This window comes from Gordonia sp. 11cp (assembly GCF_057767225.1).
Map to the genome: position 1 here is coordinate 961606 of NZ_CM173437.1, position 25002 is coordinate 986607.

Sequence of the window (25002 nt, forward strand, 5' to 3'; positions counted from 1 at the left end):
TGTTCGATTCCCCGTGGGCGCCCGGCGGCAGCCGTCCGATCCCGTGCGAGCGATCGGGTCTCCCTCAGCGGAACGCCGACGCTCCGGTGAGTGCGCGGCCGATGGTGAGCTGGTGGACCTCGGAGGTCCCCTCGTAGGTGAGCACCGACTCCAGGTTGTTGGCGTGCCGGATCACCGGGTACTCGAGGGTGATGCCGTTCGCCCCCAAGATCGTTCGGCATTCGCGAGCGATCGCGATCGCTTCCCTGGTGTTGTTCAGTTTGCCGACGCTGACCTGCTCGGGGGTGAGTTCGCCGCGGTCCTTCAACCGGCCGAGGTGATAAGCCAGCAGGTGGCCCTTGCCCACCTCGAGCGCCATGTCGGCGATCTTGGTCTGGGTGATCTGGTATCCGGCCAGCGGCTTGTCGAACACCTCGCGCGACTGCGCGTAGTCGATGGCGACCTCGAGGCAGTCGCGAGCGGCGCCGATCGCCCCGAAGATGATGCCGAATCGCGCCTCGCCGAGCGCGGTCAGCGGACCGCGCAGGCCTTCCGCGCCGGGCAGCATCGCCGACGCGGGGAGCCGGACATCGTCGAAGACGAGCTCCGAGGTGACCGAGGCGCGCAACGACATCTTTTTGGTGATCTCCGGCGCCGAGAAGCCCGGCGTGTCGGTGGGGACCACGAATCCGCGGATGCCGCCGGGACTGTCGGCGAGATCGGTCTGCGCCCACACCACGGCGACGTCGGCGATCGAACCGTTGGTGATCCACATCTTCGTCCCGTTGAGCACCCAGTCCTCGCCGTCGCGCTTGGCGTGGGTGCGCATGCCTGACGGGTTCGAGCCGAAGTCGGGCTCGGTCAGGCCGAAACAGCCGATCGCCTCGCCCGCCGCCATCCGCGGCAGCCACTCGTTCTTCTGCTCCTCCGACCCCCAGTGGTGGATGGAGAACATCGCGAGCGACCCCTGCACCGACACCAGACTCCGGATTCCGGAGTCGACGGCCTCGAGTTCCAGGCAGGCCAGCCCGTACGACATCGCGCTCATCCCGGGACAGCCGTAACCGTCCAGGTGCATGCCCAGCGCGCCGAGCTCACCGAGTTCGCGGGCGATCTCGCGGACGGGCAGCTGGGCTTCGGAGAACCAGTCGGCGATGTGCGGGCGCAACTTCGACGCGGCGAAGTCCCGCACGTTCTCGCGGATGGCGATCTCGTCGGCATCGAGCAACGAGTCCAGGGCGAAGAGCTGGGGCACCGTACTGGGGCGGGACATCGAAGACCTCCGTCGAGAGTCGGGCGACCGGGCGGACCCACGCCGCCGCGAGAACGTTTGCACGAACGTTTGCATCGCCTAAGGTAGGTGTTCTGCCGTCGTCGGTCAATGCACGAACCCGGGCCGCGGCACCGGACAGAGGGCACCGGACAGAGGACACCGGACAGAGGGAGGAACAGCGTGGTCGGTGGTCAGCGCGCGCCCACGCTGAAAGAGATCGCGCGGCGTGCCGGCGTGCACGTGTCCACGGCGTCGCGGGTGCTCCGTCAGCCCGAGCCGGCCGACGGCTGGTCGGCGTCGGCGCTGAGGGTACGGGAGGTCGCCGACCAGCTCGGTTATCAGCGGAACGTGTGGGCGGCCAGTCTGCGAACCCGCAAGACGACCACGATCGGGGTCGTGATGACGCGGCTGACCGATGGCGTGGTCGCCACGACGTACCAGGGAATCGAGCAGGCCGCCACCCGCGCGGGGTACTCGGTGCTGTTGTCGAGCCCGCCCGACGACGAGGCCGCCCAGCGGCGCGCCATCGAACTCCTCGTAGGCCGGCAGGTCGACGGCCTGCTGTTGAGCGGACTGCACCGGCCGGGTCGCGACTTCGTCGAGTCCCTGCGGATCGGCGACCTGCCGTTGCTCACGCTCACCCGGCACGCCGATGCCGGACTCCCCTTCGTCGGCGGCGACGACGAGCGCGGCGGGCGCATCGCCGCCCGCCATCTCCTGGATCGGGGACACACCGACCTCGCCGTCATCGCCGGTCCCGGTCACGCCACCACGGCGACCGACCGCCTCCGCGGATTCACCGCCGAGCTGCACGACGCCGGGATCACGCTCCCGGACGACCGCATCGTCACGTCGAACTTCGAGGTCGACGGCGGCACCGCGGCCGGCGCGGCACTGCTCGACCGTCCCGACCGCCCACGGGCGATCTTCGCGGTGTCGGACACGATCGCGGTGGGAGTCCTCGGCGTGGCACGCGACCTCGGCCTGCGCATCCCCGATGACCTCGCCCTGATCGGTTACAACGACATCCCGGTGGCCGCCCAGCTTCCCGTCCCGTTGACGACGGTCCGGTCTCCGGCACGGGAGATCGGCGAGACCGCGGTGCGCGGTCTCCTCGACCTCACCATCGGACGCGACGTCGAATCCCGCCGGTTGCCGGTGGAATTGATCGCTCGCGGGAGTACGTGACGCGTCCCGACGCCTGCCTAGGACGGGGCGCCCGAACGCTCCTGCGCCGCACGGAACATCGCGACGACCGCGACGCGAACGTCGGCGCGATCGCGGACCGGTCGATCCCAGGCGAGGCGCACGCCGACCACCCCGTCGGGGACGGAGACGTCGAAAGTCGCTGCCTCGTGGTCGAACCCGGTCATCACGGCGGCGGTCGCGTCCGGGCGGCCGCCGAGGGTGCGGCAGATCAGCAGTGAGTCGTCGGCGTGGTCGTCGTTCATGTGTGCCAGCACGGCCGCCACGACGTCCGGGGCGAACTGCGCCGTCTCCGAGATGTTCTCGTCAGCCACGCGCGGCCTCCCCCGCCTCGGCGCGTACGAACTTCTCGACCCACCGCCGGAAGTGCTCGACGTCGCCGCCCTGCGCCTCGAACCATCCCCAGGCGCCACCGCGGGCGCCGGTCACGTCGGCGACGACCAGTTCGATGGCCTCCCGCGGCGTGCGCAGGATGGGGGCCTCCAGGGTGGTGCCCGCCGGAATCCGCTTGCGGGACCGCAGACGCGCGAACACGCCCGCGATACCGGCCTCGGTCAGGTGGTAGTCGGCGATCACGGCTTCTTCGTCGACACCCGCCAGGAGCAGCGCGATCGCGATGATCACGCCGGTGCGATCCTTGCCGGCCGCGCAGTGCACCAGAGTCGCCCCGTCGAGGTCGAACTCGTTCAGCGCGGCGGTCAGCCGGTGGCCGCCCGTCCGCATCATGGCGGTGTAGATGTCGACGAGAGCGGTGTCGGCGAGCCGGTCGACGCGGGCGCCCGACGACACCGGACGATGCACCACCCGCACATTCGCCGGCCACGTGACGGCCATCCGGCCCAGCTCCGTGGGGTCGCGCAGGTCGACGACGGTCGCCGGCGGCCACGGCATGCCCACCGGGTCCTCGTCGTCGGGATAGGGGGCGTCGCTGCGGATCAGCACGTTGGCGGCCGTGATGCCGCCGCCGGCGACCCGCATGCCGCCCAGATCCCGGATGTTGGCGAAAGTCCGCAGGTCAGGGCCGGAGGAGAGAGTCACAGCTTTCCCGATCGTCGAAGTGCGCAGTGGTCGATCGCACCTCACCTTACGCAGGCGGCGGCACGTCGGGCCGCTGACGTACCGTTGCGACGGTGACGATCTACCACTCTTACGAACCGTCGCAGGGCCATCGGCTGTCGCACGACCCGGTCAACGCGATCGTCGCGCCGCGACCCATCGGCTGGATCTCCACCGTGACCGCCGACGGGGTGCGCAACCTCGCGCCCTACAGTTTCTTCAACCTGTTCAACTACACCCCGCCGATCGTCGGCTTTGCCAGCGTCGGTTACAAGGACACCGTCGCCAACGCGAGGGAGTCCGGAGAGTTCGTGTGGAACCTCGCCACCGACGATCTCGGCGAACAGATGAACGCCACCTCGGCGGCGATCCCTGCCGGTGAGGACGAGTTCGAGGCCGCGGGACTCACCCCGCTGGCCTCCGACCTCGTGGCCGCGCCGCGGGTTGCCGAGAGCCCGGTCGGTTTCGAGTGCCGCGTCACCCAGTCGTTCCAGTTGCGCACGGCCGCAGACGAACTCGTCGACACCTGGATGGTCCTGGGCGAGGTCGTCAAGATCCACATCGCGACCGGACTGCTGCGCGAGGACCAGACCTTCGACACGGCCGGGGCACGACCCCTCCTGCGAGCCGGCGGGCAGGGCGACTACTTCCTGCCCAGCGACGACCATCACCGATTCATGAAGCGACCGAGACCCGCCACGCGCTGACCGCCCGGTCGACGGGTGTGCCTCACACCGCGCGGCGGATCTCCGCGTCGCCCGGCATCCCGGTCCGGGCGCCGACGGCGCCGACCGACAGCGACGCCGCCGCGACACCCCGCTTCGCCGCCTCGAGGACCGTCGAACCAGCGGCGAGCGACGCCGCGAACACGCCGTTGAAGGTGTCGCCCGCTCCGGTCGTGTCGACGACCTCGTCGACGTGCCCAGCGGGGACGGTGAGCACGTCGCCGGACGGGTTCGCGATCAGCACACCCTCGGCACCGAGGGTCACGAGTACGGGTGCACCCGTACGTGAGGCCACCGCCACTGCCCGCTCGGCCGCCGGCACCTCCGGGGCGTCCCGACCGTCGTCGATCAACGCGTGCAGGTCACGAAGTTCCGACGAGTTGGGCGTGAACACCGGCGCCGACCCCATCAGGTCGACCATCGACGCCGGCACGGGGGCAGGGTTGACGACGCATCGGAGACCCCGCTCGGCCGCCGTCGTGACCGCCGCGTCGACGGCGTCGACCGGGATCTCGGTGCTGACGAGCACACACCCGGCCCAGCCGGCCGCCCGCCGAACCGCAGTACGGACGACGTCCGCGGTCAGCAGGCCATTCGCACCGGCGCCCACCGCGATCTGGTTCTCGCCGCGAGGGTCGACGACGATGAGCGCCATACCGGTGGACACATCCTCGAGCGCGGCCACGTCGGTGACGTCGACACCCTCGTCCCGCAGTTCGTCGAGTGCGCCCGCACCCATGTCGTCGGAACCCACTGCGCCGCAGTAACGCACCTCGGCACCCGCACGCGCGGCGGCGACGGCGGCGTTCGCGCCCTTCCCGCCGCCGTGCCGAGTCACCGTCGGACCGACGACCGTCTCACCGGGACCCGGCAATCGGTCGGTCTCCACGACGAGATCGACGTTGACGGCGCCGACGACGAGAAGCCCGGTCGCTCGATCGTGGGAAGTCATCGTGGCTCCGAACGCGTCAGCGCATCCGGCGTCCAGTCCGGCCAGTCGGGCATGCCCGCGACCATACCGTCGACGTACCGCGCGACGATGCGCGTGGTCGGTCGCTCGTTGGCGTACACGGTTGCCTGCTCGCTACGGAGGATGGCCGTGCGGACGAGCGGCCACAGGCGCCGGAACCGCTCGCGGATCTTGACCTCCGGGACCGCGTGCCCACCGCTGTCGACGCGCAACCGGACGCGATGAACCGCGAGATCCTCGGGGATCATCACGACGTGGAGCACCACTCGGTAGCCGGCGGCGTGCGCACGTTCGATGAGTTCCAGTTTGGATGGATGCGAAAAGACCGTCTCGGCGATGAACGAGGTGCCGGTCTCGATGAGGTTGTCCCGGGTGGCCGCCGCCAACCGGGCGGCGTCGTAGGAATGCGCTTCCGCGGCGTCGGGCCACTTCTGCCGGGCGATCAGGTCGGCGTTCACGAAGGGCGTGTGCAGCAAGGGCTGCAGATGATGCTCGACCAGCGTCGACTTCCCCGCGCCATTACACCCGACGACCAGGTCGAGCCGCGGTGTCACCGGCCGAGGATGACCGTCGTCCCGTCGGGACGGTGTTCGACTAGCCGTCCGTCGTCATCGACGACGACCGAGGAGAACCCCTCCGATGCACGACGAACCACGTGGTCGTCGGTGGCGAGTCGCGCTTCGAGGTGCGCGTCGATCTCGGCGTCGTAGACGACGGCTTCCTCGGCGGTCAACACCTCTCCCGGCAAGTCGCCCGCCAGCGCGGCCTCGACCCGCCGACGCGACGCGGTGGTGCGCTGCGAGACGCTGCGGCCGAGACGGGCCCAGTGTTCGAGTTGCTGCCGCGCCGACCGCTGCTCGCGCGCGCCCTCCCGGGCGGCATCGGTCACCAATGCGGCAGACAGCCGGGTCACCTTGTCCGTACCGGTGCTCATCGCAGACCTCCCGCGCATGTGTAGCAGAGTGCTACATCGCATCAGCATACGCCGACGAACCCGTCGACGATCGTTGTCGGACGACCGCCGACGGGCGCCGGTGCTCTCAGCCGGTCATGCGCGTCACCGCGTCGACGCCGCATCCCGCTTCGGCAACACCCATCCCGGACGCGGGAAGTGGCAGGTGTAGCCGTTCGGGAAGTTGAGCAGGTAGTCCTGGTGCTCGGGCTCGGCCTCCCAGAACGGGCCCAGCTCCTCGATCGTCGTGACCGCCTTGCCGGGCCACAGTCCCGACGCGTCGACATCGGCGATGGTGTCCCGGGCGACCCGCTCCTGCTCCGGTGTCACCGGGAAGATCGCCGAGCGGTAGCTCGTGCCGACATCGTTCCCCTGCCGGTTGCGCGTCGACGGGTCGTGGATCTGGAAGAAGAACGCGAGGATGTCGCGATACGTCGTCTGCGTCGGGTCGAACACGATCTCCACGGCTTCGGCATGCCCGGGGTGGTTGCGGTAGGTGGCGTGGTCGTTCTGCCCGCCCGTGTAACCGACCCGGGTGCCCAGAACTCCGGGCTGCTTGCGGATCAGGTCTTCCATGCCCCAGAAGCATCCGCCCGCGAGGACCGCGGTCTCGGTGCCGGGACGGACGGTGATCTGGCCGGTGTCGGTCGTCATGCGTTCTCCTCGTGAGTGTCGGTGGTGCGGGAATCGGCGCTGTTCGTGCCGGTGAACAGGACGGCGTACTCGCCGTACCCCTCGGCCTCGAGCTCGGCGGCCGGGATGAACCGCAGCGCGGCCGAGTTCATGCAGTATCGCTGGCCTCCCGCGTCGCGGGGCCCGTCGTCGAAGAGGTGTCCCAGGTGGCTGTCGGCTCCCGCGGACCGCACTTCGACACGCCGCATGAACAGGCTCCGATCGACCTTCGTCGCCACGGCGTCCTGATCGATGGGCCGGGTGAAGCTCGGCCATCCGGTCCCGCTGTCGAACTTGTCGGTCGACGAGAACAGGGGCTGTCCCGACACGACGTCGACGTAGATGCCGGGCTCGTGGTTGTCCCAGTACTCGTTGTCGAAGGCGCGCTCGGTGCCGTCACGCTGGGTGACGCGGTACTGGACGTCGGTGAGGCGGCTCAACGCCTCGGGGGTCTTGCGGTAGGTGTTGCTCACGTTCTCCTCCTGCCGACGCGCTCCGGCTCCGTCGATCGACGGTGCATCGGAGGCGTCACCGTGCACAACACCACGACGCTCGGATTTGGTCCCGTGACCCCTGCATAGGATCGATGCACACGCGAATCTCAGGAAGGGCCCATGACGACCAGCCACGACGACCGCACAGCTCGATTCACCCACTCCGAGTCCGTTCGCATCGCCGCCACGCCGCACCAGGTGTGGGATCTGGTGACCGACATCGGTCGCACCGGCGAGTGGAGCCCGATCTGCAAGGCGTGCTGGTGGGCGGAACCGGCGACCGGGCCCGAGGTCGGCGCCTACTTTCACGGCCGCAACGAGACCCCCGACCGCGTGTGGGAGACGCGATCGCTGGTCGTCGTCGCGGAGGAACCCCGCGAGTTCGCGTGGATGGTGAACGAGAACGCGGTCCGCTGGTCGTACACGATCACCCCCGACGGCGACGGCACGACGCTGACCGAGTCGTGGGCTGTGCAACCCGCCGGCTTCGAGCTGTTCGCGCAGCGGTACGGCGACGATGCGGACACCCAACTCGAGCAGCGTCGCGATGCCGCGCTGGCGGGCATCCCGGCCACCCTCGCCGCGATCAAGGAGATCGCCGAGCGCGGTTGACCCCGCTCCCTCCTGGGGTGCGCGGCTCGGCGCACCCCAGGAGGCAGGGACGCTACGAGCTGACCACCTCGGAATCCTGCTTGCCCCACGCCGGCGACTTCTCGATGGCGCCGATGATCTGGGGCCGGAGCTCCTCGGCCTGGATGACCGCATCGACCGAACCGACCTCGACGGCGCGGCGGATGCTGTGCACCGAGTCGAACTCCGCGGCGATCTCGCTGATCTTCTCCGCCCGCACCGACTGGCGCAGGTCGGCCAGTTCGGCGTTGAGCCGCGAGCGCTCGGGGCCGGTGGCCTGCGCGGTCTCGGCCTCCAGTTCACGCACCCGCGCGTCGGCGCCGACCCGCTTGGCCACGTCGCCGGCGAAGACCACCGCGGCCGCGGGGGCACCACCGAGCACCGACGCGAACGAACCGTCGATCGCGAGCACGGTCATGTTGGGGTTCAACGCCTTCGAGAACACCACGAACGCTCCGCCGTGATACCGCGAGATCACGCAGAACACGATGGGGCCCTCGAAGTTGACGATGGCGCGACCGATCTCCGCGCCGTACTCCAGCTGGAGCTTGCGCAGCGACTCCGGCGACCCGTCGAACCCGGAGAGGTTCGCGAGCACCACGAGCGGTCGGTTGCCGCTCGCCACGTTGATCGCGCGCGCCGCCTTCTTCGACGACTGCGGGAACAGCGTGCCGGCCGTGTAGGTGTCGGGGCCGTCGGTCGGCGTGTAACCGCGGCGCTGCACCTCGCGTGACTCGATGCCCAACAGGCACACCGGGATTCCGCCCATGTGCAGGTCACAGACGACCGCGGTCTCCGCGTCGGCCATACCCGCCCAGCGCTCCAGGACCGGATGATCCTGGTCGGCGACGGCCCGGATGACCGTGCGGATGTCGAACGGCTTCTTGCGGTCCGGGTTGTAGGCCGTCGAGAAGATCTGCCCGACCGTGGTGAAATCACTGCCCGCCAAGACGTGTGGGTAGTCGGAGATGTCGCGGTCGACGGGGTCGCTCGTGATCGCCCGACGCGGCGTCTGCTCGCCCGGCGCCACGTACGTGTGATCGTAGTGGGCCATCAGGAGATCGCGGGCGGCGCCGAGGTTCGGCGCCCAGTACTGCGCCTGCCCGTTGGGTCCCATCACGCGGTCGTAGCCACCGATGCCGAAGTTGTCCTCGGCCGACACACCGCCGGAGAAGTCGAGCGACTGCTTGCCGGTGAGCACCATCGCCGATTCCGGTGTCATCACCAGAACACCCTTGGTGTGCATGAGCATCGTCGCCTCGGCGTTCCAGTACGGCTGCCCGCCGACGTTGATGCCGGCCACGACGATGTTGATCTCGCCACCGGCCTGGGTGAACTCGACGATCCGCTTCAGCGCGCGGGCGATCCAGTCCATGTTCTCCGTACCGGAATCCATGGAGATCCGCGCGCCCGAGGACAGTGCGTACCACTCGAGCGGGACCTGCATCTGTTCGGCGAGGTCGAGCGCGGCGACCAGCCGACTGCACTCCGGTTCCGCAAGCGCGCCCAGCGATTTCGTCGGGTCGCCGAGCAGGACCACGCGGGTCACGCCCCGCGGGTACTTCTCGGTGGGCGTGGTGACCACACCGGCGACGATCGCAGCCGAGTTGCGGCCCTTGGGACGGTCGACCTGCACGAGACGCTGCTCGGCGTCGAGGTCGTACTCGGTGAAATCGCCGAGGATCGCGGCCAGTTCGTACGGGTAGACGGTGTTGCGCTTCGCCGCGCGCAGGACCTTCTGGCGGTACTCGTCGACCGGTTCGATCGGCTCGTCGGTCGGGTCGAGGACCCGGACGTCGAATCCACCGGTGGGGTTGACGGAGAAGTGGACCGAGACCTTGCTCAGCTCGCCGGTGTCGCGGTCACGGCGACGCGCGATGAGCTGGACCTCTTCGAGGCCGACTCCCTGTGTCGTGCCGCGGATGTGATCGGCGATCAGGTCGAGGATGTCGGCGTCGACGTCGATCGGCGGCCACACGTACATGATGATCCGGTTGGCGCTCGACAGGTTGGTCGAACCGCGCTGCGCACGCCGGATCGAGTCGACGCACGACGCGAGCGCGGCTTCGGCGGTCGGCAGCGTGAGCAACCGGCCGTCCTGCTCGCGCAACGCGGTCAGGTCGCGGACCTGGGCGAAGGCGACGAGCCGGCGGTCCGACGGGTTCTCCCTTGCGACACAACGGAAGAGGTAGACCTCCTCGTCGTCCGACGACGGCAACCTGGTGAGGTCGAACTTGCGCAGGCGTTCCATCTGCATGCGCTGCGCGATGTAGGGGTGCAGACCACGGATCAGGCGCTCCTCGGCCATACCGGTCGCCGACGGCCGGAACGTGACGTGGTGATGCATTCGCGCGTCGGCGCTGCCGGCGACCGTGATGGTGACCCGATGCACCTGCGGCGGAAGCGAACTGGTGGCGACGATGTCGTGCAGCGTCCCGGCGAGGACATCGAAGTCGTCGGGTTGCTGCTCCCACGCGAGATAGATGTCGGCATCGACGGCGGCGGTGTCGCGGGCGAGTTCGCCGAGTCCACCGATGGTCGCGGGCAGGGCGTCGAAGCCCACCGCGGCCGACGCGACGTTCCCGGCGTCGCGCTCGGCGACGACGAAGGTCGCGCCACCGGCCTGGCGGATCCGGATGTCGGCGAGACCCCGGTTGCCGTAGTAACGCCGGGTCAGCACCTCGAGCATGACCGTGTTGTCGGCGTGCCGTTCGATGCGCTGGCCGAGCAGCCGGACGAGCGGCTCGGTGCTGCGCACCATGTCGTCGATACGGCTCGTGCGGTCGGCGGCATCGGGGTTCTCGTCGAGATACTTCAGCTGCTTGCGCACGTTGCTGTAGACGCGTGCGCGGTCGCGCAGCAGGAGCGGCTGGCCGTACCAGGCGTAGATGACACCGCGCGCGAGGTCGGCGACCGCCGGGAAGCGAACCTGGGTGGCGGCGACGAGGCGGTCGAGGGCGGTGCCCACCGCCTCGCGCAGTTCGTCGCGGGGCGTCGGCTCGTCGAGCCACTCGAGCAGCAGCGCGCTGATCATCGAGGCCGAGTCGTTGGGGTTCTGCAGCGCGAGGAAGATGCGGAACACCCCGGCTTCGAGTTCGGGGGTGCGGTCGAGATCGGTGACGCCGTAGTGACCGAGCGCGCGGCCCAGCTGGTCGTGGAACGCCGCCGGGAGTCCGTCCCGCTCCACGTCGAGGCTCTGCAGGTAGGTGTGGAAGTTCTCGCGTGCGCTGTGTACGTGCTCGACGCCGACCTCCTGACTCGATGGCCGGTTCTGGCTCAGTTCGGCGAGGTCGGCGAACACGGTGACCAGTTCGAGCTCGTCGGCCAGCGGACGGCGGCCGCTGTCGATCGCCGCCCGTCGCACGGAGAGATATTCGTCGAGCAGGCGCGTCCGGTCGTTGGGGTCGACGTCGAAGCCGAGGAGCTGACTACGGAGGTCCTCCTGGCTGCGCGTGGTGCGTTCGGTGGGATCGAGCTGGGGATCCTCCGGCAACTCGAGGTCGATGCTGGTACCCACCTCTTCGACGACCTCGTCCTCGTCGTCGGCGAGCGGCTCGAGCCGCATCAGGGTGGCCCCGGTCTCGACCTGGGTGCCGACCGACACCGCACATTCCTTGACCCGCGAGCGCACCGGTGCGCGCAGCACCGTTTCCATCTTCATGCTCTCCAGGACCAGGATCGGGGCGCCGGCCTCGACCTCGTCACCGGCCTGCAGTGGCGTGGCGACGACCAGTGCGGGCGCGGGCGACCGCACCACGCCGCCCTCGTCACGGCTGACGCGATGGGTGACGCCGTCGACGTCGACGAGGTGGACGGGCCCGTGGGTGTCGGTGACCAGGCGGTAGCGGACCCGGTTCACGATGAGCTGCGCGGCGTGGTCGTCGAAGCGCTCGAGGTCGACATCGACGGTGCGGGTCTCCCCCGGCGCCTCGACGGTGACACGGAACCGGTGTGCCCCGATGGCGGCGACCCGGACGCGGTAGGCGACGCCGCGGAGCTTCAGGTCCAGGGGTCGACCGCTCTCGTGCTGAACCTGCGGACGACCACCCGAGGCGGTCGACATCAGGCGCTGCCGCTCGACGAGTTCTTCCTCCTCGTAGGCGTCGATCGCCGCGGCGATCAGCGCGATCGCGGAGTGCCGGTTGGCGACCAGTCCACCGTCGGCGCGCACGCGGTCGATCCAGCCGGTGTCCGCGCTGCCGTCGATCACCTCGGGCTGGTCGAGCAGTTCGAGCACGAAACTCTTGTTGGTCGCGCCGCCGGCGATGATCACGCGGGTCTCGCGGATGGCCCGACGCAGTCGGCCGAGCGCCTCGTCGCGGTCGCGGCCGTAGGCGATGATCTTGGCGATCATCGAGTCGAAGTCTGCGGGGATGGTGTCACCCTCGCTGACGCCGGTGTCGACGCGGATGCCCGGTCCGGCGGGCAGCTCGAGCAGGTCGATGCGGCCCGGGGCGGGGGCGAAGTCGCGGTCGGGATCCTCGGCGTTGAGGCGGGCCTCGATGGCGTGGCCGCGCTCGCTCGGCGGCTCGCCTTCGAGGCGCCCACCGGACGCCACGTGCAGCTGCGCGCGCACCAGGTCGAAGCCGGTGGTCGCCTCGGTGATCGGGTGCTCCACCTGCAGACGGGTGTTGACCTCGAGGAACGCCAGCAGGTTCTCGCCCGGGTGGTAGAGGAACTCGACGGTGGCCGCGCCGCGGTAACCGACGGCGATGGCGAGCCGCTCCGCCGAGGCCTTGAGCTCGGCGACCCGGTCGGCGGGCAGGACCGGCGACGCCGATTCCTCGATGATCTTCTGGTTGCGTCGCTGGACCGAGCAGTCACGCACGCCCAGCGCCCAGGCGGTGCCCTGACCGTCGGCGATGACCTGGACCTCGACGTGCCGCGCGCCGGTCACGAGCCGTTCCAGGAACACCACACCGCTGCCGAAGGCGCGCTCGGCCTCCTCGCGGGTGCGGGTGTAGGCGTCGCGCAGGTCGGCGTCGTTGGTGACCTTGCGGATGCCGCGGCCACCGCCGCCGGCGGTCGCCTTCAGCATCAACGGGTAACCGATCTGGCCGGCCGCGGCCACCGCCTCGTCCAGGGTGTCCACCCCGCCGCGGCTCCACGCCGCCACGGGCACGCCGACCTCCTCGGCGATCAGCTTCGCGCCGATCTTGTCGCCGAGTTTGCGCATCGCCTCGGCCGACGGCCCGACGAAGGTGACGCCGATCCGATCGCACAGTTCGGCGAACAGCGGGTCCTCGGCCACGAATCCCCAGCCGACCCACGCCGCGTCGGCACCGGTCTCCAACAGCGCGTGCTCCAGCACCTTCATGTTCAGGTACGGGCGCGACGCCGCGGGTCCCAGGTCGTAGGCGACGTCCGCCTCGCGCACGAACGTGGCGTTGCGATCCACGTCGGTGTGCAGTGCGATGACCTCGATGGGCTGCCGGGTCTCCTCCGACAGGCCCCGAACGGCGTGGATGAGCCGCATCGCGGCCTCACCTCGGTTCACGATGGCGATACGAGAAAACAACACCGACTCCATTCACGTCGTCGTCGTGCGGTTGAAGGTCCGCAGGTACGGTACAGCGCGGCGACCCAGCTCAGTGGAGATCCGGGACGCGCGAGGTGGTCAGACGGTGTGATTCTTACGAGTCAAATCGCTACGCGCGAGTACGGCGCGTCGGAGGGTGATCGAAACCGCGCGATTCGGACCCCGGCGGGCGGGGTCGCCACGCCACATCGGTCAGGCGCTCGGCCGGTCCCACATCAGAATCCGTGGTCGTGCGATCTGACGTACTTCGTCGCGCTGGTTGACGGTGTGCTGTGTCAGGCTCACCCACGCACGTGCCGGTTGCGACGTGGACCTCTTGATCGAATCGATCGTGGCGGTCACACGCAGGACATCGCCGGGACGAGTGGCGCTGGGCCAGGTGAGCTCGGCTCCGCCCCCCACGATGCCGGTCGCCACCGGAAGGCCACTGGTCACGACCAACGACATGGTGATCGCAGCGACATGCCAGCCGCTGGCCGCGAGCCCATCGAAGAACGTTCCCGAAGCGCCGTCGGGATCGGTGTGAAAGACCTGTGGGTCATAGCGCCGTGCGAACTCGAGAATCTCCGCGGTGTCGACGGTATGGGTGTCGGTGACGAAGGTGGCGCCTTCGGCGATGTCATCGAGCCAGACCCCGTCCGGAGCGATCGGCCGTGGGCTGTTCATGAGCTGTTCCTATCCGTGCAGTCGGTGTGGTCAACGATCATGCTCTTGCAGCGGCCGAAGCCGTGGCCCTGGCGTCCGGTCGCGCGTGGTCGAGCAGCATCTCTACGGTGGTGCGGGCGTACGCCCACGGTTCGACGTCGTCGAGTGATGTCGACAGCGCCGCCGCGCCCTCGTAGAGCAGCGCGATCTGGTGGCCCAGCAGGGACGGATCGGATGCTCCGTAGTCCCGGCACAGGTCGACGATCGCGGTGGCGAAGGCCCGTTTCTGCGTGTGGACGAACTCGGTGACCTCGGGCATCGCCGAGGCTGCTTCCACGGCCGCGTTGTGGAACGGGCATCCGCGCAGCCGGCCGTCGCCGGGTTCCGGAATCGTGAACAGTCGCATCAGTCGTTCGCGCGGCCCGTCGGCCTGCCCTCCCCGAGGGTCGACAACCATTTCACGCAGGTATGCCAGGTACTGCTCCACCAAGGTCACTTTGCTCGGAAAGTACTTGTACAGCGTCCTTTTCGACACTCCCGCCTCAGACGCGATCAGCTCGACACCCGTGGCGTTGATGCCCTCTACGTAGAAGAGCCCAGCCGCCGCCGAGAGGATCCGGTCTCTGGGACTCGGGCGGCCCGACCCACGCGGTGGTTGGGCGCTCTTCTCTGTCGTCGTCATTCCGCCAGCCGATCTGTCGGTCCGTTCTGTGTTCCCTCGCCAAGATACACCGATCGGTTTACAAACGTGACGATCCCACCTATCGTGGCGGTACACCGATCAGTTTCCATCCCTGGGGGAGCGCCGTGATGACAAGCCACAACCGTGCAAGGACGTCGACAGAGAGGTCGACAGACGGGGGGACGGTGTCGTGGTCCACGGTGCCGACTCGCACCATCTCGGTCGGGGGCACCGACTTCGCTCATCGCGCCTACGGTCCGACCGGCGGCGTGCCGGTGGTGTTCCTGCATCACCTCGCGGCCAACCTCGACAATTGGGATCCCCGCCTGACCGACGGGATCGCGAGCCGCCATCGCGTGATCGCGTTCGACAACCGAGGTGTCGGCGCGTCCGGTGGCACCACCCCCGACTCCGTCGAGGCCATGGCGGCCGACGCCATCGCGTTCATCGACGCCATGGGACTGGCGAAGGTCGATCTGCTCGGATTCTCGTTGGGAGGGTTCCTCGCCCAGGTCATCGCCGCGCGGCGGCCCGAGCTGGTTCGCAAGATCATCCTGGCCGGCACCGGCCCCGCCGGCGGCGTGGGTATCGACAAGGTGACCCGGGTGACCTATACGGACACGATCACGGCCCTGTTGACACGCAAGGACCCGAAACAGAACCTCTTCTTCACCCGCACCCAGAACGGGAAGGCACGGTCGCGGGAGTTCATCGCACGATTGAACGAGCGTACCGACGACCGTGATGATCCGGTGTCTTTGACGACGTTCCGAACCCAGCTGCGCGCCATCCACGGCTGGGCCACCCGAGCACCTGCCGATCTGAGCACGATCACGCACCCGGTCCTGGTCGCCAACGGCGACGACGACCGCATGGTGCCCACGAGCAACTCCCACGATCTCGCCCGCCGGCTCCCGGACGCGAGCCTGCGGATCTACCCCGACGCCGGGCACGGCGGCATCTTCCAAGAACACCGGCACTTCGTTGCGACCGCGCTGGAGTTCCTCGCGGCCTGACCGCACACACAGTTCACTCCCGCTCGAACCCACCAAAGAAAGTCACCACCCTCATGCCTTCTCTCCACGACTCCGTCGTGCTCGTCACCGGCGCCAACGGCGGCATCGGACAAGAACTCGTCACCCAGGCGCTCGAGCGTGGCGCGGCAAAGGTGTACGCCGCGGCGCGTTCTCCGCGCCGATGGGACGACGAGCGCATCGTGCCGTTGCGCCTGGACGTCACCGACGGTGAGTCCATCGCTGCCGCAGTCGCGGCCGCACCGGATGTCTCGGTGCTCGTCAACAACGCGGGCGCGGCACCCCCGTCGGCCGGCCTCGTCGACCTGCCCGAAGCCGACCTCCGCGCCAACATGGAGACCAACTTCTTCGGGCCGGTCCTGGTGGCGCAAGCGTTCGCCCCGGCCCTGATCGCCGCCCGCGACGCGGTGCTCATCGACATCCACTCCGTGCTCAGCTGGGTCGCCCTCGGCGGCGCCTACAGCACGTCGAAGGCAGCGCTGTGGTCGGCGACCAATGCGCTGCGTCTCGAGCTCACGCCGAAAGGCGTGCATGTGGTCGGCGTGCACATGGGGTACGTGGACACCGCCATGGCCACCCACGCACCGGGCCCGAAGCTGGCACCGGCCGAGCTGGTCGCCGACATCTACGACACCGTTGCCGGCGGCGGATTCGAAGTGATCGGTGACGACCTCACCGCAACCGTCAAAGCCGGTCTCAGCGGATCGATCGAGGACATGTATCCGGGCCTGCGCACGAACAACGCCGGAGCAGCGTCGTGACCACGACGTGGACAGACACCCGCACCAAGAGCGTCGGTGCCGACGGGGTCCGATTCGTCTACCGCGAACTCGGCCCGGCCGGCGGTGTGCCGGTGGTGTTCTTGCACCACTTCACCGCCACACTCGACGACTGGGACCCGCGGATCATCGACGGAGTCGCCTCGGCCCACCACGTCATCGCCTTCGACAACCGCGGCGTCGGCGGCACCGGCTCGAAAGTCCCCACTGACATCGACCAGATGGCCGCCGATGCGATCGCGTTCATCCGGGCGCTGGGCCTGACGAAGGTCGATCTGTTCGGCTTCTCACTCGGCGGTGCAGTGGCCCAGGTGGTCACGCTGCGAGCCCCTGAACTCATCCGACGAATCGTGCTGACCGGTACCGGGCCGCGCGGCGGCGGGGGCATCGACAAGATGGCCGGCATCGTCGGCGGCGCCTACCTCAAAGCGGCGCTGACCCGGCAAGACGCACGGAACTTCTTGTTCTTCCCCCGCACACCAGAGGGCAAGCAGGCGGCCGCCGACTACTTCGACCGCCTGGCCGAACGCCGCGTCGATCGCGACCGGAAGATCTCGCTGCAGGCACGTCTGGCACAGTTGCGGACCATCGTGGCCGCCGGCAAAGCCGCACCCGACGACCTGTCGGTGATCACCCAACCCGCCCTGGTCGCCAACGGTGACAACGACGTCATGGTCGCCAGTGAGCACTCGGTCGAACTAGCCGACCGCATCCCCGACGCCCGGGTCATCATCTACCCGCGTTCCGGCCACGGCGGCATCTTCCAATACCACCGAGAGTTCGTTCCCGAGGTGCTCGAATTCCTCGGCGCACCGTGAACCACAAACCCCGAACCGACCGATCGACAACCGTGAAGAGGATCCGATGAAGGCATTCGTCATCGACAAGTACAAAGGACCCGTCCACGAAGCCGAAGTCCCGATGCCTGAGGTCGGGCCTCGCGACGTGTTGGTCGAAGTCGTCGCCGCCAGCGTCAACCCGCTCGACAAGCTGGTCCGCAACGGCGAATTCACACCACTGCTGAAGTACCGGTTCCCGCTGATCCTGGGCCACGACGTCGCAGGCGTGGTGACCGAAGTCGGCAGCGAAGTCACCGACTTCGAAGTCGGTGACGAGATCTACTCCCGGCCGCGCGATCTGCGCATCGGCACCTTCGCCGACCACATCGCCATCGACCACGCCGACGTCGCCCGCAAACCGGCGAACCTGACGTTCGAGGAGGCCGCCGCGGTCCCGCTGGTGGCTCTGGCCGCCTGGCAGATGCTGGTCGAGCGCGCGAGCATCGGCGCCGGATCGAAGGTACTCGTCCACGCCGGCGCCGGCGGACTCGGTTCGACAGTCATCCAGCTCGCCAAGTACCTCGGCGCGCACGTCGCCACCACGGCCGGGACGAACTCGGCGGAGCTCGTCTCCACCCTGGGCGCCGACGTCGTCGTCGACTACCGTCAGGCCGATTTCACCGACGTCCTCTCCGGCTACGACCTGGCCATCGACGCCGTCGGCGGCGACAACCTCATGAAGACGCTGACCGTACTGAAGCCCGGTGGACTGGCTCTCGGGGTCACCGGGCCACCTGATGCGGGTTTCGCCAAGCAGCTCGGCGCTCCCCTACCGTTCGAGTTCGTACTGTCGCTGCTCAGCCGAAAAGTACGCAAACAGGCTAAGAAGCACGGCGTCGACTACTCGTTCTTCTTCATGCGAGCCGACGGACCGCAGCTACGCAACCTGGCCGGCCTCTACGAAAAGGGGCACCTACGGCCGGTGATCGACACCACCTTCCCCTTCGCCCAGACCGTCGACGCGATCTCCCACGTCGACGCCGGTAAAGTACGCGCCGGCAAGGTCGTCATCACCCACAACTGACCTCGAGCAGGCGAGCAGGCGCTCATACCTCGTGTGGCGCCTGCGCGTACTCCTCGTCGGTGACCGGTTGCAGCCACTGCGCGACCTCGTGGTCGTCGTCGCCCTCGTTGATCGCGAGGTGGACCATCAGGCGAGTCGGGGCGGCGCCGTGCCAATGCTCCTCGTCCGCTTCGAAGAGCACGCGGTCACCGGGTCGGATGACCTCGATGGGCCCGCCGCGCCGCTGGCACAGGCCGACGCCCTCGGTGACGAAGACCGTCTGGCTCAGGGGGTGCCGGTGCCAGTGCGTCCGCGCACCCGGCATGAAGTGGACGAGGCTCGCCGACACCCGCGAGGGCGGTGGCGACGCGGCCGCCGCGTCGATGTAGACATCGCCGGTGAACCAGTCGCCGGGTCCCTTGACGGTGTCGATGGAACTGCGAGTGATCTTCATACTGAACACCTTTCGTTTGTGGTGTGGGTACCGACCGTGGTCAGACGGCGAGTAACACCTTGGTCGCGCGGCGTTCGTCCATCGCGCGGTAACCCTCGGCGGCGTCGTCGAGCGGGAGGGTCAGGTCGAAGACCTTGCCGGGATCGATCGTCCGGTTCCAGATCAGGTCGATCAGCTCGGGCAGGAAGCGTCGCACCGGGGCGGGGCCGCCGTGGAGGTGGACACCGGAGAAGAACAGCTCCAGACCCGGGAGCTCCACATCGTGTGAGACGCCGACGTAGCCCACGTGGCCGCCGGGCCGGGTCGACCGGACCGCCTGCATCATCGACTCCTGCGAGCCGACCGCCTCGATGACCGAGTGCGCGCCGAGTCCATCGGTGAGCTCCTTGATCCTCGCCACGCCCTCGTCGCCGCGCTCGGCCACGATGTCGGTCGCCCCGAATTCGCGGGCGAGCGCCTGACGATCTTCGTGGCGGCTCATCGCGATGATCCGTTCCGCACCGAGATGCTTCGCCGCCAGCACACCGAGCAGCCCGACCGCGCCGTCGCCGACGACGGCCACGGTCTTGCCCGGCCCCACCTCGGCCGCCACGGCACCGAACCAGCCGGTACCCAGGACGTCGGACGCGGCGAGGAGTGACGGGATGAGGTCGTCGTCGGGCTGACCGGGTGTCGCGACGAGGGTGCCGTCGGCGTGTGGGATCCGCGCGTACTCGGCCTGGGTGCCGATGCCACCCATTCCCACGGCGTGGACACACCGGGACTGGTAGCCAGCGCGGCAGATCTCGCAGGTGTTGTCCGAGGCGAAGAACGAACCCACCACGAAGTCCCCCACCTTGATCGACGACACCTGGTCCCCGACCTCGGTGACGGTGCCGACGTACTCGTGGCCCATCGGCGCATGGTCGACGTCCTCGACGCCGCGGTACGGCCACAGGTCCGACCCGCAGACGCAGGTCGCGGCGATCTTGATGATCGCGTCGGTCGGTTCCTGGATGGTCGGGTCGTCGCGGTCGTCCACCCGGATCTTGCCGGGGGCGTCCATGATCACTCCGCGCATGTGCACTCCTCTTCGTTCGGTTCGCCGCGTGCTCGCCTTCAAGGCAACCGCATATGTCGTGTCGGCGACAGCTCCTGTCGGGAGGTGTACCGACAGGGCACCCCTGGAGGTCGCGGACCGTCCTACGCTGGGCGTATGGACAACCGTGCCGAGGTCCGCGAATTCCTGATGTCGCGGCGCGCGAAGATCTCGCCCGAGACGGCGGGGCTGCCGCCCGGCGGGAATCGCCGGGTGCCGGGCCTCCGACGCAGCGAGGTGGCGACCCTCGCCGGGGTGAGCGTCGAGTACTACTCCCGCCTGGAACGCGGCACCATCGCCGGCGCGTCGTCGTCGGTCCTCGAATCGCTCGCGCGCGCACTGCAGCTCGACGACACCGAGCGTGCCCACCTCCTCGACCTCGCCCGCGCGGCCGACGGCATCCCGGCGTCCGGGCGTTCCCGGCGCCGGTCGTCGAAGAGCACCACCACGCGCAACAGCCTCCACTGGGCACTGGGAGCGATCACCGACGCCGTCGCCTTCGTCCGCGACTCCCACCAGGATCTGCTGGCCACCAATGCGCTCGGCCGCGCGTTCTATTCTCCGGTCATCGGCGACGGCGGCCGAACCCCGAACCTGGCGCGCTTTCAGTTCCTCGACCCGGCCAGCCGCGACTTCTACCCCGACTGGGACCTGTTCGCCGAGATGTGTGTGGCCATCATGCGCGCCGAGGCCGGGCGCGATCCGCACGACAAGGCGATCCAGGACCTCGTCGGTGAGTTGTCCACGCGCAGCGACACTTTCCGCACCCTCTGGGCCGCCCATGACGTCCGCACCCACGGCGCCGGCACCAAGCGTTTCCACCACCCGGTGGTCGGCGAACTGACCCTGGCCTACGAAGAGCTCGCCGTGACCGCCGATCCCGGCACGATCCTGATGATCTACACCGCCGAACCCGGCTCCCCGAGCGCCGAGCGGCTACAGCTCCTGGCCTCCTACGCAGCCAGCGAGGTCGCCGGCTCCTGAGTCGCGTCAGCCCGACCCACACCGGTCCGGCCATTCCGCTGTACGAGGCCGCGCGTCGTGCTAGATGTTACAGAGATACAGTCATTGTGTCATTGATACATCACGAGACCGACGAGGTGCAGCCCCACCATGTTGAACCGAGAAGTATTGCAGGACAGCCTGTCCCTGGTGATCGACGACGAGCACAAGCTGATGCTCGCCTTCTACGACCGCCTGTTCGACGAACACCCCGAAGTCCGGCCTCTGTTCGGCGCCGACCTGCGACCACAAGCCACGATGCTCCAGCAGGCCATAGCGGCCGTTCTCGACCACCTCGACGACGCCGAGTGGCTCGGCCGCACGCTCGGCGCGCTGGGACGCCGGCACGCCGACCTCGGGGTCACGCCCGAGATGTACGGATGGGTGGCCGGCGCGCTCATCACGACGATGGCCGAGCGCGGCGGCGGAGACTGGACCGACGAGATGACCGCGGCCTGGACCGAAGCACTCGGCGCCGTCGCCGGGCTGATGCTCGACGCCTATCCGGCCGTCGCCGACTGAACCGTCCGGCGGGTCGCGATCCCCCGCGTGCCCTTGGCGGTCAATTACTCTCGATCAGCTCGACGATCCCGCGATCGCCGTCGACCCGCACCCGGTCGCCGGTCCGCAGCACCTGGGTGCCCACCAGGGTGTTGACGACGCACGGCAGCCCGTACTCGCGGGCGACCACCGCACCGTGCGACACCGAGCTACCGATGTCGGTGACGAGCGCGCCGATGACGGTGAAGTACGGCGTCCAGCCGACATCGGTGACGGGCGCGACGAGGACCTCGCCGGGTTGGACGTCCCGCGCCTGGACTACCGACTTCGCCACACGCACCACACCTTCGACGGTTCCCCGGCCCGCCGGACGGCCCACGATCCGGCCGTCGCCGGCATGGGTCACGGGCGCGACGACGCGTGGGGACGGGCGGCCGACCGAGACGTCGTCGAACTCGAGGCGATCCTGATACGACAACGCTTCTCGACGTTTCAGCGCGCTCAGCACGAGGTCCCCGGTGTCGTCGGACTCGACGACCCGGTGCAGCTCCGCGCGGTCGAAGAAGTACACGAGGTCGGCGTCGGGTAACCGCCCGCACTCGGCCAGGATCTCACCGAGGTGCCGGTAGCCCCGTTTGAGCCGGTGGGCCATCAGCGCCATCCGCGACTTGGTCTCCTCGCGTCCTCGCGCACCGCCCTGCGCCAGCCGTGCCAGGAGTCGGATCGATCCAGAAGGGGGTAAGTCAGCGGGGTGCAGGTCAGCGGCCGCGCGGACGGACGGCGGGTCCGACCGCGTCGCCACCGACCGCAACATCACCTGCATCATCGCGCCCAGACCGCCGGGGTCGTCGGCCCAGGACGGATCGCGCATGCACAGTTCGCGGTATCCCCGGTGACCGTGGCGTTCCAGGAACCCCTGGAGCGCACGGCCGGGGCCGCCGGATGTCGCCCGCAGCGTGGTGACCGCGTCATCTGGTGCCGCGGAGAGGAATTCGTCGGCGACCGCGGGGTCGGCGGCGATGGCGCGCACCACCGCATCGAGTTCGGCGAGCATCAGAGCGCTCTCGACCTCCGCGGCGCCGGCCATGAGCCGGGCCGCCTCGGCCTTGCCGTCATCCTCCGTGCGCCCGTCCTTCACCGCCTGCCGGACCAGGACGCTCTCGAGGACATTCGCCGCGACCGCAGCGCGTGAGGACGACCGCACGTGGACGAGGGTGACCTCACGGTACTGGTCGACACCGGACTCCATCTCCCGCAGCACGACTCGCGGGTCGCGGCTCGTCGGCACCGCGAATGCGGCGATCTCGGCCGGCAGCCGACGCATGGCCGGCCCCACCGACAGCGCATGCGCGGTGAGCCGGATCGTGTTGCCGAGTTTGCGCCGGAATGGCTGCGGCGGCTTCGGTGTCAATTCGTCGATGACCCGCCCGCAGATCGACGTCGAGAACTGCTCCAGCGAGTTGCCGAGGATGCCCGAACTCAGCGCCGTGCCCTCGGTCAGGTTGAGGAACATGTGCCCGTAGAAGTAACCCACCTGGAGCCATGGTCTCTCGTAACTCTGCTGCGCGCGGGCAACCACCTGCACCATCTGCATCGCGTAGTCGATCGCGAACCCGGAGACCGATGCGGTCAGGGGGCAGAACGCGCCCGGCATCATCTCGCCGATGTTGCATCGCGTGTAGACGTGGTCGGCCCCGGCCACCGGCGAGTCCATCTCGTTGAGGTCCCCGGGCAGCGTGGTGATCGGCCGTGCCTGCAACCACCAGAGTTCTCCGGATTCGTCGATGGCCCACTCGAGGTCCATCGGTCGGCCCCACTCCTGCTCCGCGCGGCGGGCACCGGCACGGATGTCGCCGATCTCCGCAGCCGACAAGACCGGCGCCGCAACAGTTTCCTGCACCATGACGGCACCGCCGACTTCGAGCACGAAGTGATCGGGAGCCGCTGTCCCGTCGACGAGCGACTCGCCGAGTCCGGCGACGGCGTCGATGACCATCAGATCCCGGCGCCCGGACGCCGGGTCCGCGGTGAACACCACGCCGGCGGCGCGGGCATCGACCATCCGCTGGACCACCACGTTCATGGTGGCCGCGGAATTCCCGCTGTACGACGACGCGCGTCGTGAGTGCACCGAGTCGGCGCAGGCGCGGACCGCGGCGACGAGCGCGTCGACGGAATCGACCCCCAGTACTGTGTCGTACTGGCCGGCGAAGGACTGGTCCGCCCCGTCCTCCCCGACCGCCGAGGACCGAACCGCGACCGGTGTCGACCCGGCGGCGACCATCTCGTCGAATCGTGTTGTGTCGACGTCGCGCGCCCCGGAGGACACACAGGTGATGACATAGCCTGCGGGCACCGCCAGTCCCAGACGTCGCAAGCGCGCGAGACCGGCCGCCTTGCCGCCGTACCGGTCGTCGGTGATGTCCTCGAATTCGACCGTTGCCGAACTCATCTCGCGCCACCGGTCAGGGCGTCGACGATCTCGGCGAGCGGTTCGACACCGATGGGGCCCGGTTGGTAGAGGCAGATCCGGTCCGACACACCGTCGACCCGGTCGCGGATGTGTGCGGCGATCTCGGCCGGCGTGCCACAGGCCGCGATGGTGTGGAGCATCTCGTCGTCGATGAGTCCGGCCATCTCCTGCCAGCGCCCCTGTTTGGACATCGTGTTGAGTTCCGGCTGCAGGTCTCCCCATCCGTGCGCATCGAGCACCGGACGGTACGCCGGGGTGGAACCGTAGAACGCCAGCAACATCCGCGTCGAAGCATGGTCGTCGCTCCCGGCGCCCGACACATTCGGCCCGCTCGCTGCGCTCCCGGCGCCCGACGCCACGGACACGATGATCTCGGGCACCACCTCGAAGTCGTCCTCGCTGCGGCCGGCCGCGGCGAGACCGTCGCGTACGGCGGGCAGCGTCGTGCCGTGCAGGAACCGCTTCGATCCGAACGGCATCACCAGCAGACCGTCGGCGACCTCAGCGGTGGCGCGCGTGAGTCGAGGCCCCAACGCGCCCAGATAGATCGGCGGGGGTCCGTAAGGGTTCGGCCCGGGGACGAACGTCGGGGTCATCAGGGTGTGCCAGTGGTACTCGCCCCGGAAGTCCAGGCGCTCACCGTCATTCCAGGTCGCGAAGATGGCCCGCAGGGCACCGACCATCTCCTTCATCCGCTCGACCGGACGGTTGAACTCGGCGCCGTAGCGCTTCTCGATCTGGGCGCGCACCTGCGTGCCGAGCCCCAGGATGAAGCGTCCCTCGCTGAGCAGCTGCAGGTCGTTGGCCTGGTGAGCGAGCTGGATCGGGTTGCGCGGGAACGCGATCGCGACGTTGGACATGATGTCCAGGCCCTCCACCGCCGACGCCAGCACGAGCGGGGTGAACACGTCGTGCGGACCTTCGAAGGTGAACACCCCGGACGCGCCGGCCTCCTGCAGCGCCCGCGCGCGATCGACCGCACCCGTCGGGTTGAACAACGCCGTCATGACCTTCAT

24 protein-coding genes are annotated in these 25002 nt (G+C 68.9%); 9 read left to right on the forward strand and 15 right to left on the reverse strand.

Features of this window, described 5'->3' with window-relative positions; genetic code table 11:
- Positions 1-64: 64 nt before the first annotated feature.
- A complete protein-coding gene (locus AC3B6C_RS04090; RefSeq protein ID WP_055474502.1) occupies positions 65-1252 on the reverse strand; it encodes an acyl-CoA dehydrogenase family protein in 1188 nt (395 codons plus the stop codon).
- A gap of 180 nt (positions 1253-1432) precedes the next feature.
- On the opposite strand from AC3B6C_RS04090, the gene AC3B6C_RS04095 reads away from it, so the two are divergent.
- Positions 1433-2440 carry a LacI family DNA-binding transcriptional regulator gene (locus AC3B6C_RS04095; RefSeq protein WP_488375072.1) on the forward strand — a complete coding sequence of 336 codons (1008 nt, stop codon included), beginning with the start codon at positions 1433-1435 and terminating at the stop codon, positions 2438-2440.
- A 17-nt stretch (positions 2441-2457) separates the two neighbouring features.
- Here the strand turns inward: AC3B6C_RS04095 and AC3B6C_RS04100 are convergent, their stop codons facing one another.
- Both AC3B6C_RS04100 and AC3B6C_RS04105 read right to left on the reverse strand, forming a co-directional pair.
- Positions 2458-2772 carry a DUF2470 domain-containing protein gene (locus AC3B6C_RS04100; RefSeq protein ID WP_010842699.1) on the reverse strand — a complete coding sequence of 105 codons (315 nt, stop codon included), beginning with the start codon at positions 2770-2772 and terminating at the stop codon, positions 2458-2460.
- On the reverse strand, positions 2765-3496 hold the full coding sequence (locus AC3B6C_RS04105; RefSeq protein WP_084817176.1) for a tyrosine-protein phosphatase: 732 nt from the start codon (positions 3494-3496) through the stop codon (positions 2765-2767). The genes AC3B6C_RS04100 and AC3B6C_RS04105 overlap by 8 nt, the downstream gene beginning before the upstream one ends.
- 92 nt (positions 3497-3588) lie before the next feature.
- Here AC3B6C_RS04105 and AC3B6C_RS04110 point away from each other — a divergent pair, with 92 nt between their 5' ends.
- Positions 3589-4221, forward strand: coding sequence for a flavin reductase family protein (locus AC3B6C_RS04110; RefSeq protein ID WP_010842697.1), 633 nt, complete (start codon positions 3589-3591; stop codon positions 4219-4221).
- Positions 4222-4243: 22 nt separating this feature from the next.
- Here AC3B6C_RS04110 and AC3B6C_RS04115 read toward each other — a convergent pair whose 3' ends face one another.
- The 5 genes from AC3B6C_RS04115 to msrB all read right to left on the reverse strand — a co-directional run bounded on the left by AC3B6C_RS04115 (position 4244) and on the right by msrB (position 7306).
- The gene (locus AC3B6C_RS04115) at positions 4244-5191 is read right to left on the reverse strand and encodes a PfkB family carbohydrate kinase (RefSeq protein ID WP_488375074.1); all 948 of its coding nucleotides are present in this window, start codon (positions 5189-5191) and stop codon (positions 4244-4246) included.
- Positions 5188-5763, reverse strand: coding sequence for an ATPase (locus AC3B6C_RS04120; RefSeq protein ID WP_010842695.1), 576 nt, complete (start codon positions 5761-5763; stop codon positions 5188-5190). The genes AC3B6C_RS04115 and AC3B6C_RS04120 overlap by 4 nt, the downstream gene beginning before the upstream one ends.
- Complete coding sequence (locus AC3B6C_RS04125) at positions 5760-6143, reverse strand: TA system antitoxin ParD family protein (protein WP_010842694.1); 384 nt, start codon at positions 6141-6143, stop codon at positions 5760-5762. Before AC3B6C_RS04125 ends, AC3B6C_RS04120 begins: the two co-directional genes overlap by 4 nt.
- Before the next feature lie 123 nt (positions 6144-6266).
- Positions 6267-6815 carry a peptide-methionine (S)-S-oxide reductase MsrA gene (gene msrA / locus AC3B6C_RS04130; RefSeq protein WP_014928190.1) on the reverse strand — a complete coding sequence of 183 codons (549 nt, stop codon included), beginning with the start codon at positions 6813-6815 and terminating at the stop codon, positions 6267-6269.
- Positions 6812-7306 carry a peptide-methionine (R)-S-oxide reductase MsrB gene (gene msrB / locus AC3B6C_RS04135; protein ID WP_488375075.1) on the reverse strand — a complete coding sequence of 165 codons (495 nt, stop codon included), beginning with the start codon at positions 7304-7306 and terminating at the stop codon, positions 6812-6814. Before msrB ends, msrA begins: the two co-directional genes overlap by 4 nt.
- A 141-nt stretch (positions 7307-7447) precedes the next feature.
- Here msrB and AC3B6C_RS04140 point away from each other — a divergent pair, with 141 nt between their 5' ends.
- Positions 7448-7939, forward strand: coding sequence for an SRPBCC family protein (locus AC3B6C_RS04140; protein ID WP_488375077.1), 492 nt, complete (start codon positions 7448-7450; stop codon positions 7937-7939).
- Between the two features lie 52 nt (positions 7940-7991).
- Here AC3B6C_RS04140 and AC3B6C_RS04145 read toward each other — a convergent pair whose 3' ends face one another.
- From AC3B6C_RS04145 to AC3B6C_RS04155, 3 genes are all read right to left on the reverse strand, one after another.
- Positions 7992-13487 carry an ATP-binding protein gene (locus AC3B6C_RS04145; RefSeq protein WP_055474509.1) on the reverse strand — a complete coding sequence of 1832 codons (5496 nt, stop codon included), beginning with the start codon at positions 13485-13487 and terminating at the stop codon, positions 7992-7994.
- A gap of 201 nt (positions 13488-13688) precedes the next feature.
- Positions 13689-14162, reverse strand: coding sequence for a MaoC/PaaZ C-terminal domain-containing protein (locus AC3B6C_RS04150; RefSeq protein WP_488375079.1), 474 nt, complete (start codon positions 14160-14162; stop codon positions 13689-13691).
- A gap of 37 nt (positions 14163-14199) precedes the next feature.
- The gene (locus AC3B6C_RS04155; RefSeq protein WP_014928193.1) at positions 14200-14823 is read right to left on the reverse strand and encodes a TetR/AcrR family transcriptional regulator; all 624 of its coding nucleotides are present in this window, start codon (positions 14821-14823) and stop codon (positions 14200-14202) included.
- A 128-nt stretch (positions 14824-14951) separates the two neighbouring features.
- On the opposite strand from AC3B6C_RS04155, the gene AC3B6C_RS04160 reads away from it, so the two are divergent.
- From AC3B6C_RS04160 to AC3B6C_RS04175, 4 genes are read left to right on the forward strand one after another with little or no spacing between them, the layout of a single operon-like run.
- Positions 14952-15839: an alpha/beta fold hydrolase gene (locus tag AC3B6C_RS04160; RefSeq protein ID WP_488375081.1), complete on the forward strand. Its 888-nt coding sequence runs from the start codon at positions 14952-14954 to the stop codon at positions 15837-15839.
- 53 nt (positions 15840-15892) lie between these two features.
- Positions 15893-16618 (forward strand): SDR family oxidoreductase, encoded by a 726-nt coding sequence (locus tag AC3B6C_RS04165; protein WP_488375082.1) that lies wholly within the window; start codon positions 15893-15895, stop codon positions 16616-16618.
- On the forward strand, positions 16615-17454 hold the full coding sequence (locus AC3B6C_RS04170) for an alpha/beta fold hydrolase (RefSeq protein ID WP_488375083.1): 840 nt from the start codon (positions 16615-16617) through the stop codon (positions 17452-17454). The genes AC3B6C_RS04165 and AC3B6C_RS04170 overlap by 4 nt, the downstream gene beginning before the upstream one ends.
- Before the next feature lie 46 nt (positions 17455-17500).
- Positions 17501-18499, forward strand: coding sequence for an NADP-dependent oxidoreductase (locus AC3B6C_RS04175; protein WP_488375084.1), 999 nt, complete (start codon positions 17501-17503; stop codon positions 18497-18499).
- 22 nt (positions 18500-18521) lie between these two features.
- Here AC3B6C_RS04175 and AC3B6C_RS04180 read toward each other — a convergent pair whose 3' ends face one another.
- Together AC3B6C_RS04180 and AC3B6C_RS04185 are read right to left on the reverse strand one after the other, a co-directional pair.
- Positions 18522-18932 carry a (R)-mandelonitrile lyase gene (locus AC3B6C_RS04180; RefSeq protein ID WP_014928198.1) on the reverse strand — a complete coding sequence of 137 codons (411 nt, stop codon included), beginning with the start codon at positions 18930-18932 and terminating at the stop codon, positions 18522-18524.
- Between the two features lie 40 nt (positions 18933-18972).
- Positions 18973-19992 (reverse strand): zinc-dependent alcohol dehydrogenase family protein, encoded by a 1020-nt coding sequence (locus AC3B6C_RS04185; RefSeq protein WP_488375086.1) that lies wholly within the window; start codon positions 19990-19992, stop codon positions 18973-18975.
- A gap of 135 nt (positions 19993-20127) precedes the next feature.
- On the opposite strand from AC3B6C_RS04185, the gene AC3B6C_RS04190 reads away from it, so the two are divergent.
- Positions 20128-20994, forward strand: coding sequence for a helix-turn-helix transcriptional regulator (locus AC3B6C_RS04190; RefSeq protein WP_488375087.1), 867 nt, complete (start codon positions 20128-20130; stop codon positions 20992-20994).
- 129 nt (positions 20995-21123) lie between these two features.
- Positions 21124-21534, forward strand: coding sequence for a globin domain-containing protein (locus AC3B6C_RS04195; RefSeq protein ID WP_488375088.1), 411 nt, complete (start codon positions 21124-21126; stop codon positions 21532-21534).
- 40 nt (positions 21535-21574) lie between these two features.
- On the opposite strand, the gene AC3B6C_RS04200 is transcribed toward AC3B6C_RS04195, so the two are convergent.
- Positions 21575-23965: a PEP/pyruvate-binding domain-containing protein gene (locus AC3B6C_RS04200; protein WP_488375089.1), complete on the reverse strand. Its 2391-nt coding sequence runs from the start codon at positions 23963-23965 to the stop codon at positions 21575-21577.
- The gene (locus tag AC3B6C_RS04205; protein ID WP_488375090.1) at positions 23962-25002 is read right to left on the reverse strand and encodes a TIGR03617 family F420-dependent LLM class oxidoreductase; all 1041 of its coding nucleotides are present in this window, start codon (positions 25000-25002) and stop codon (positions 23962-23964) included. The genes AC3B6C_RS04200 and AC3B6C_RS04205 overlap by 4 nt, the downstream gene beginning before the upstream one ends.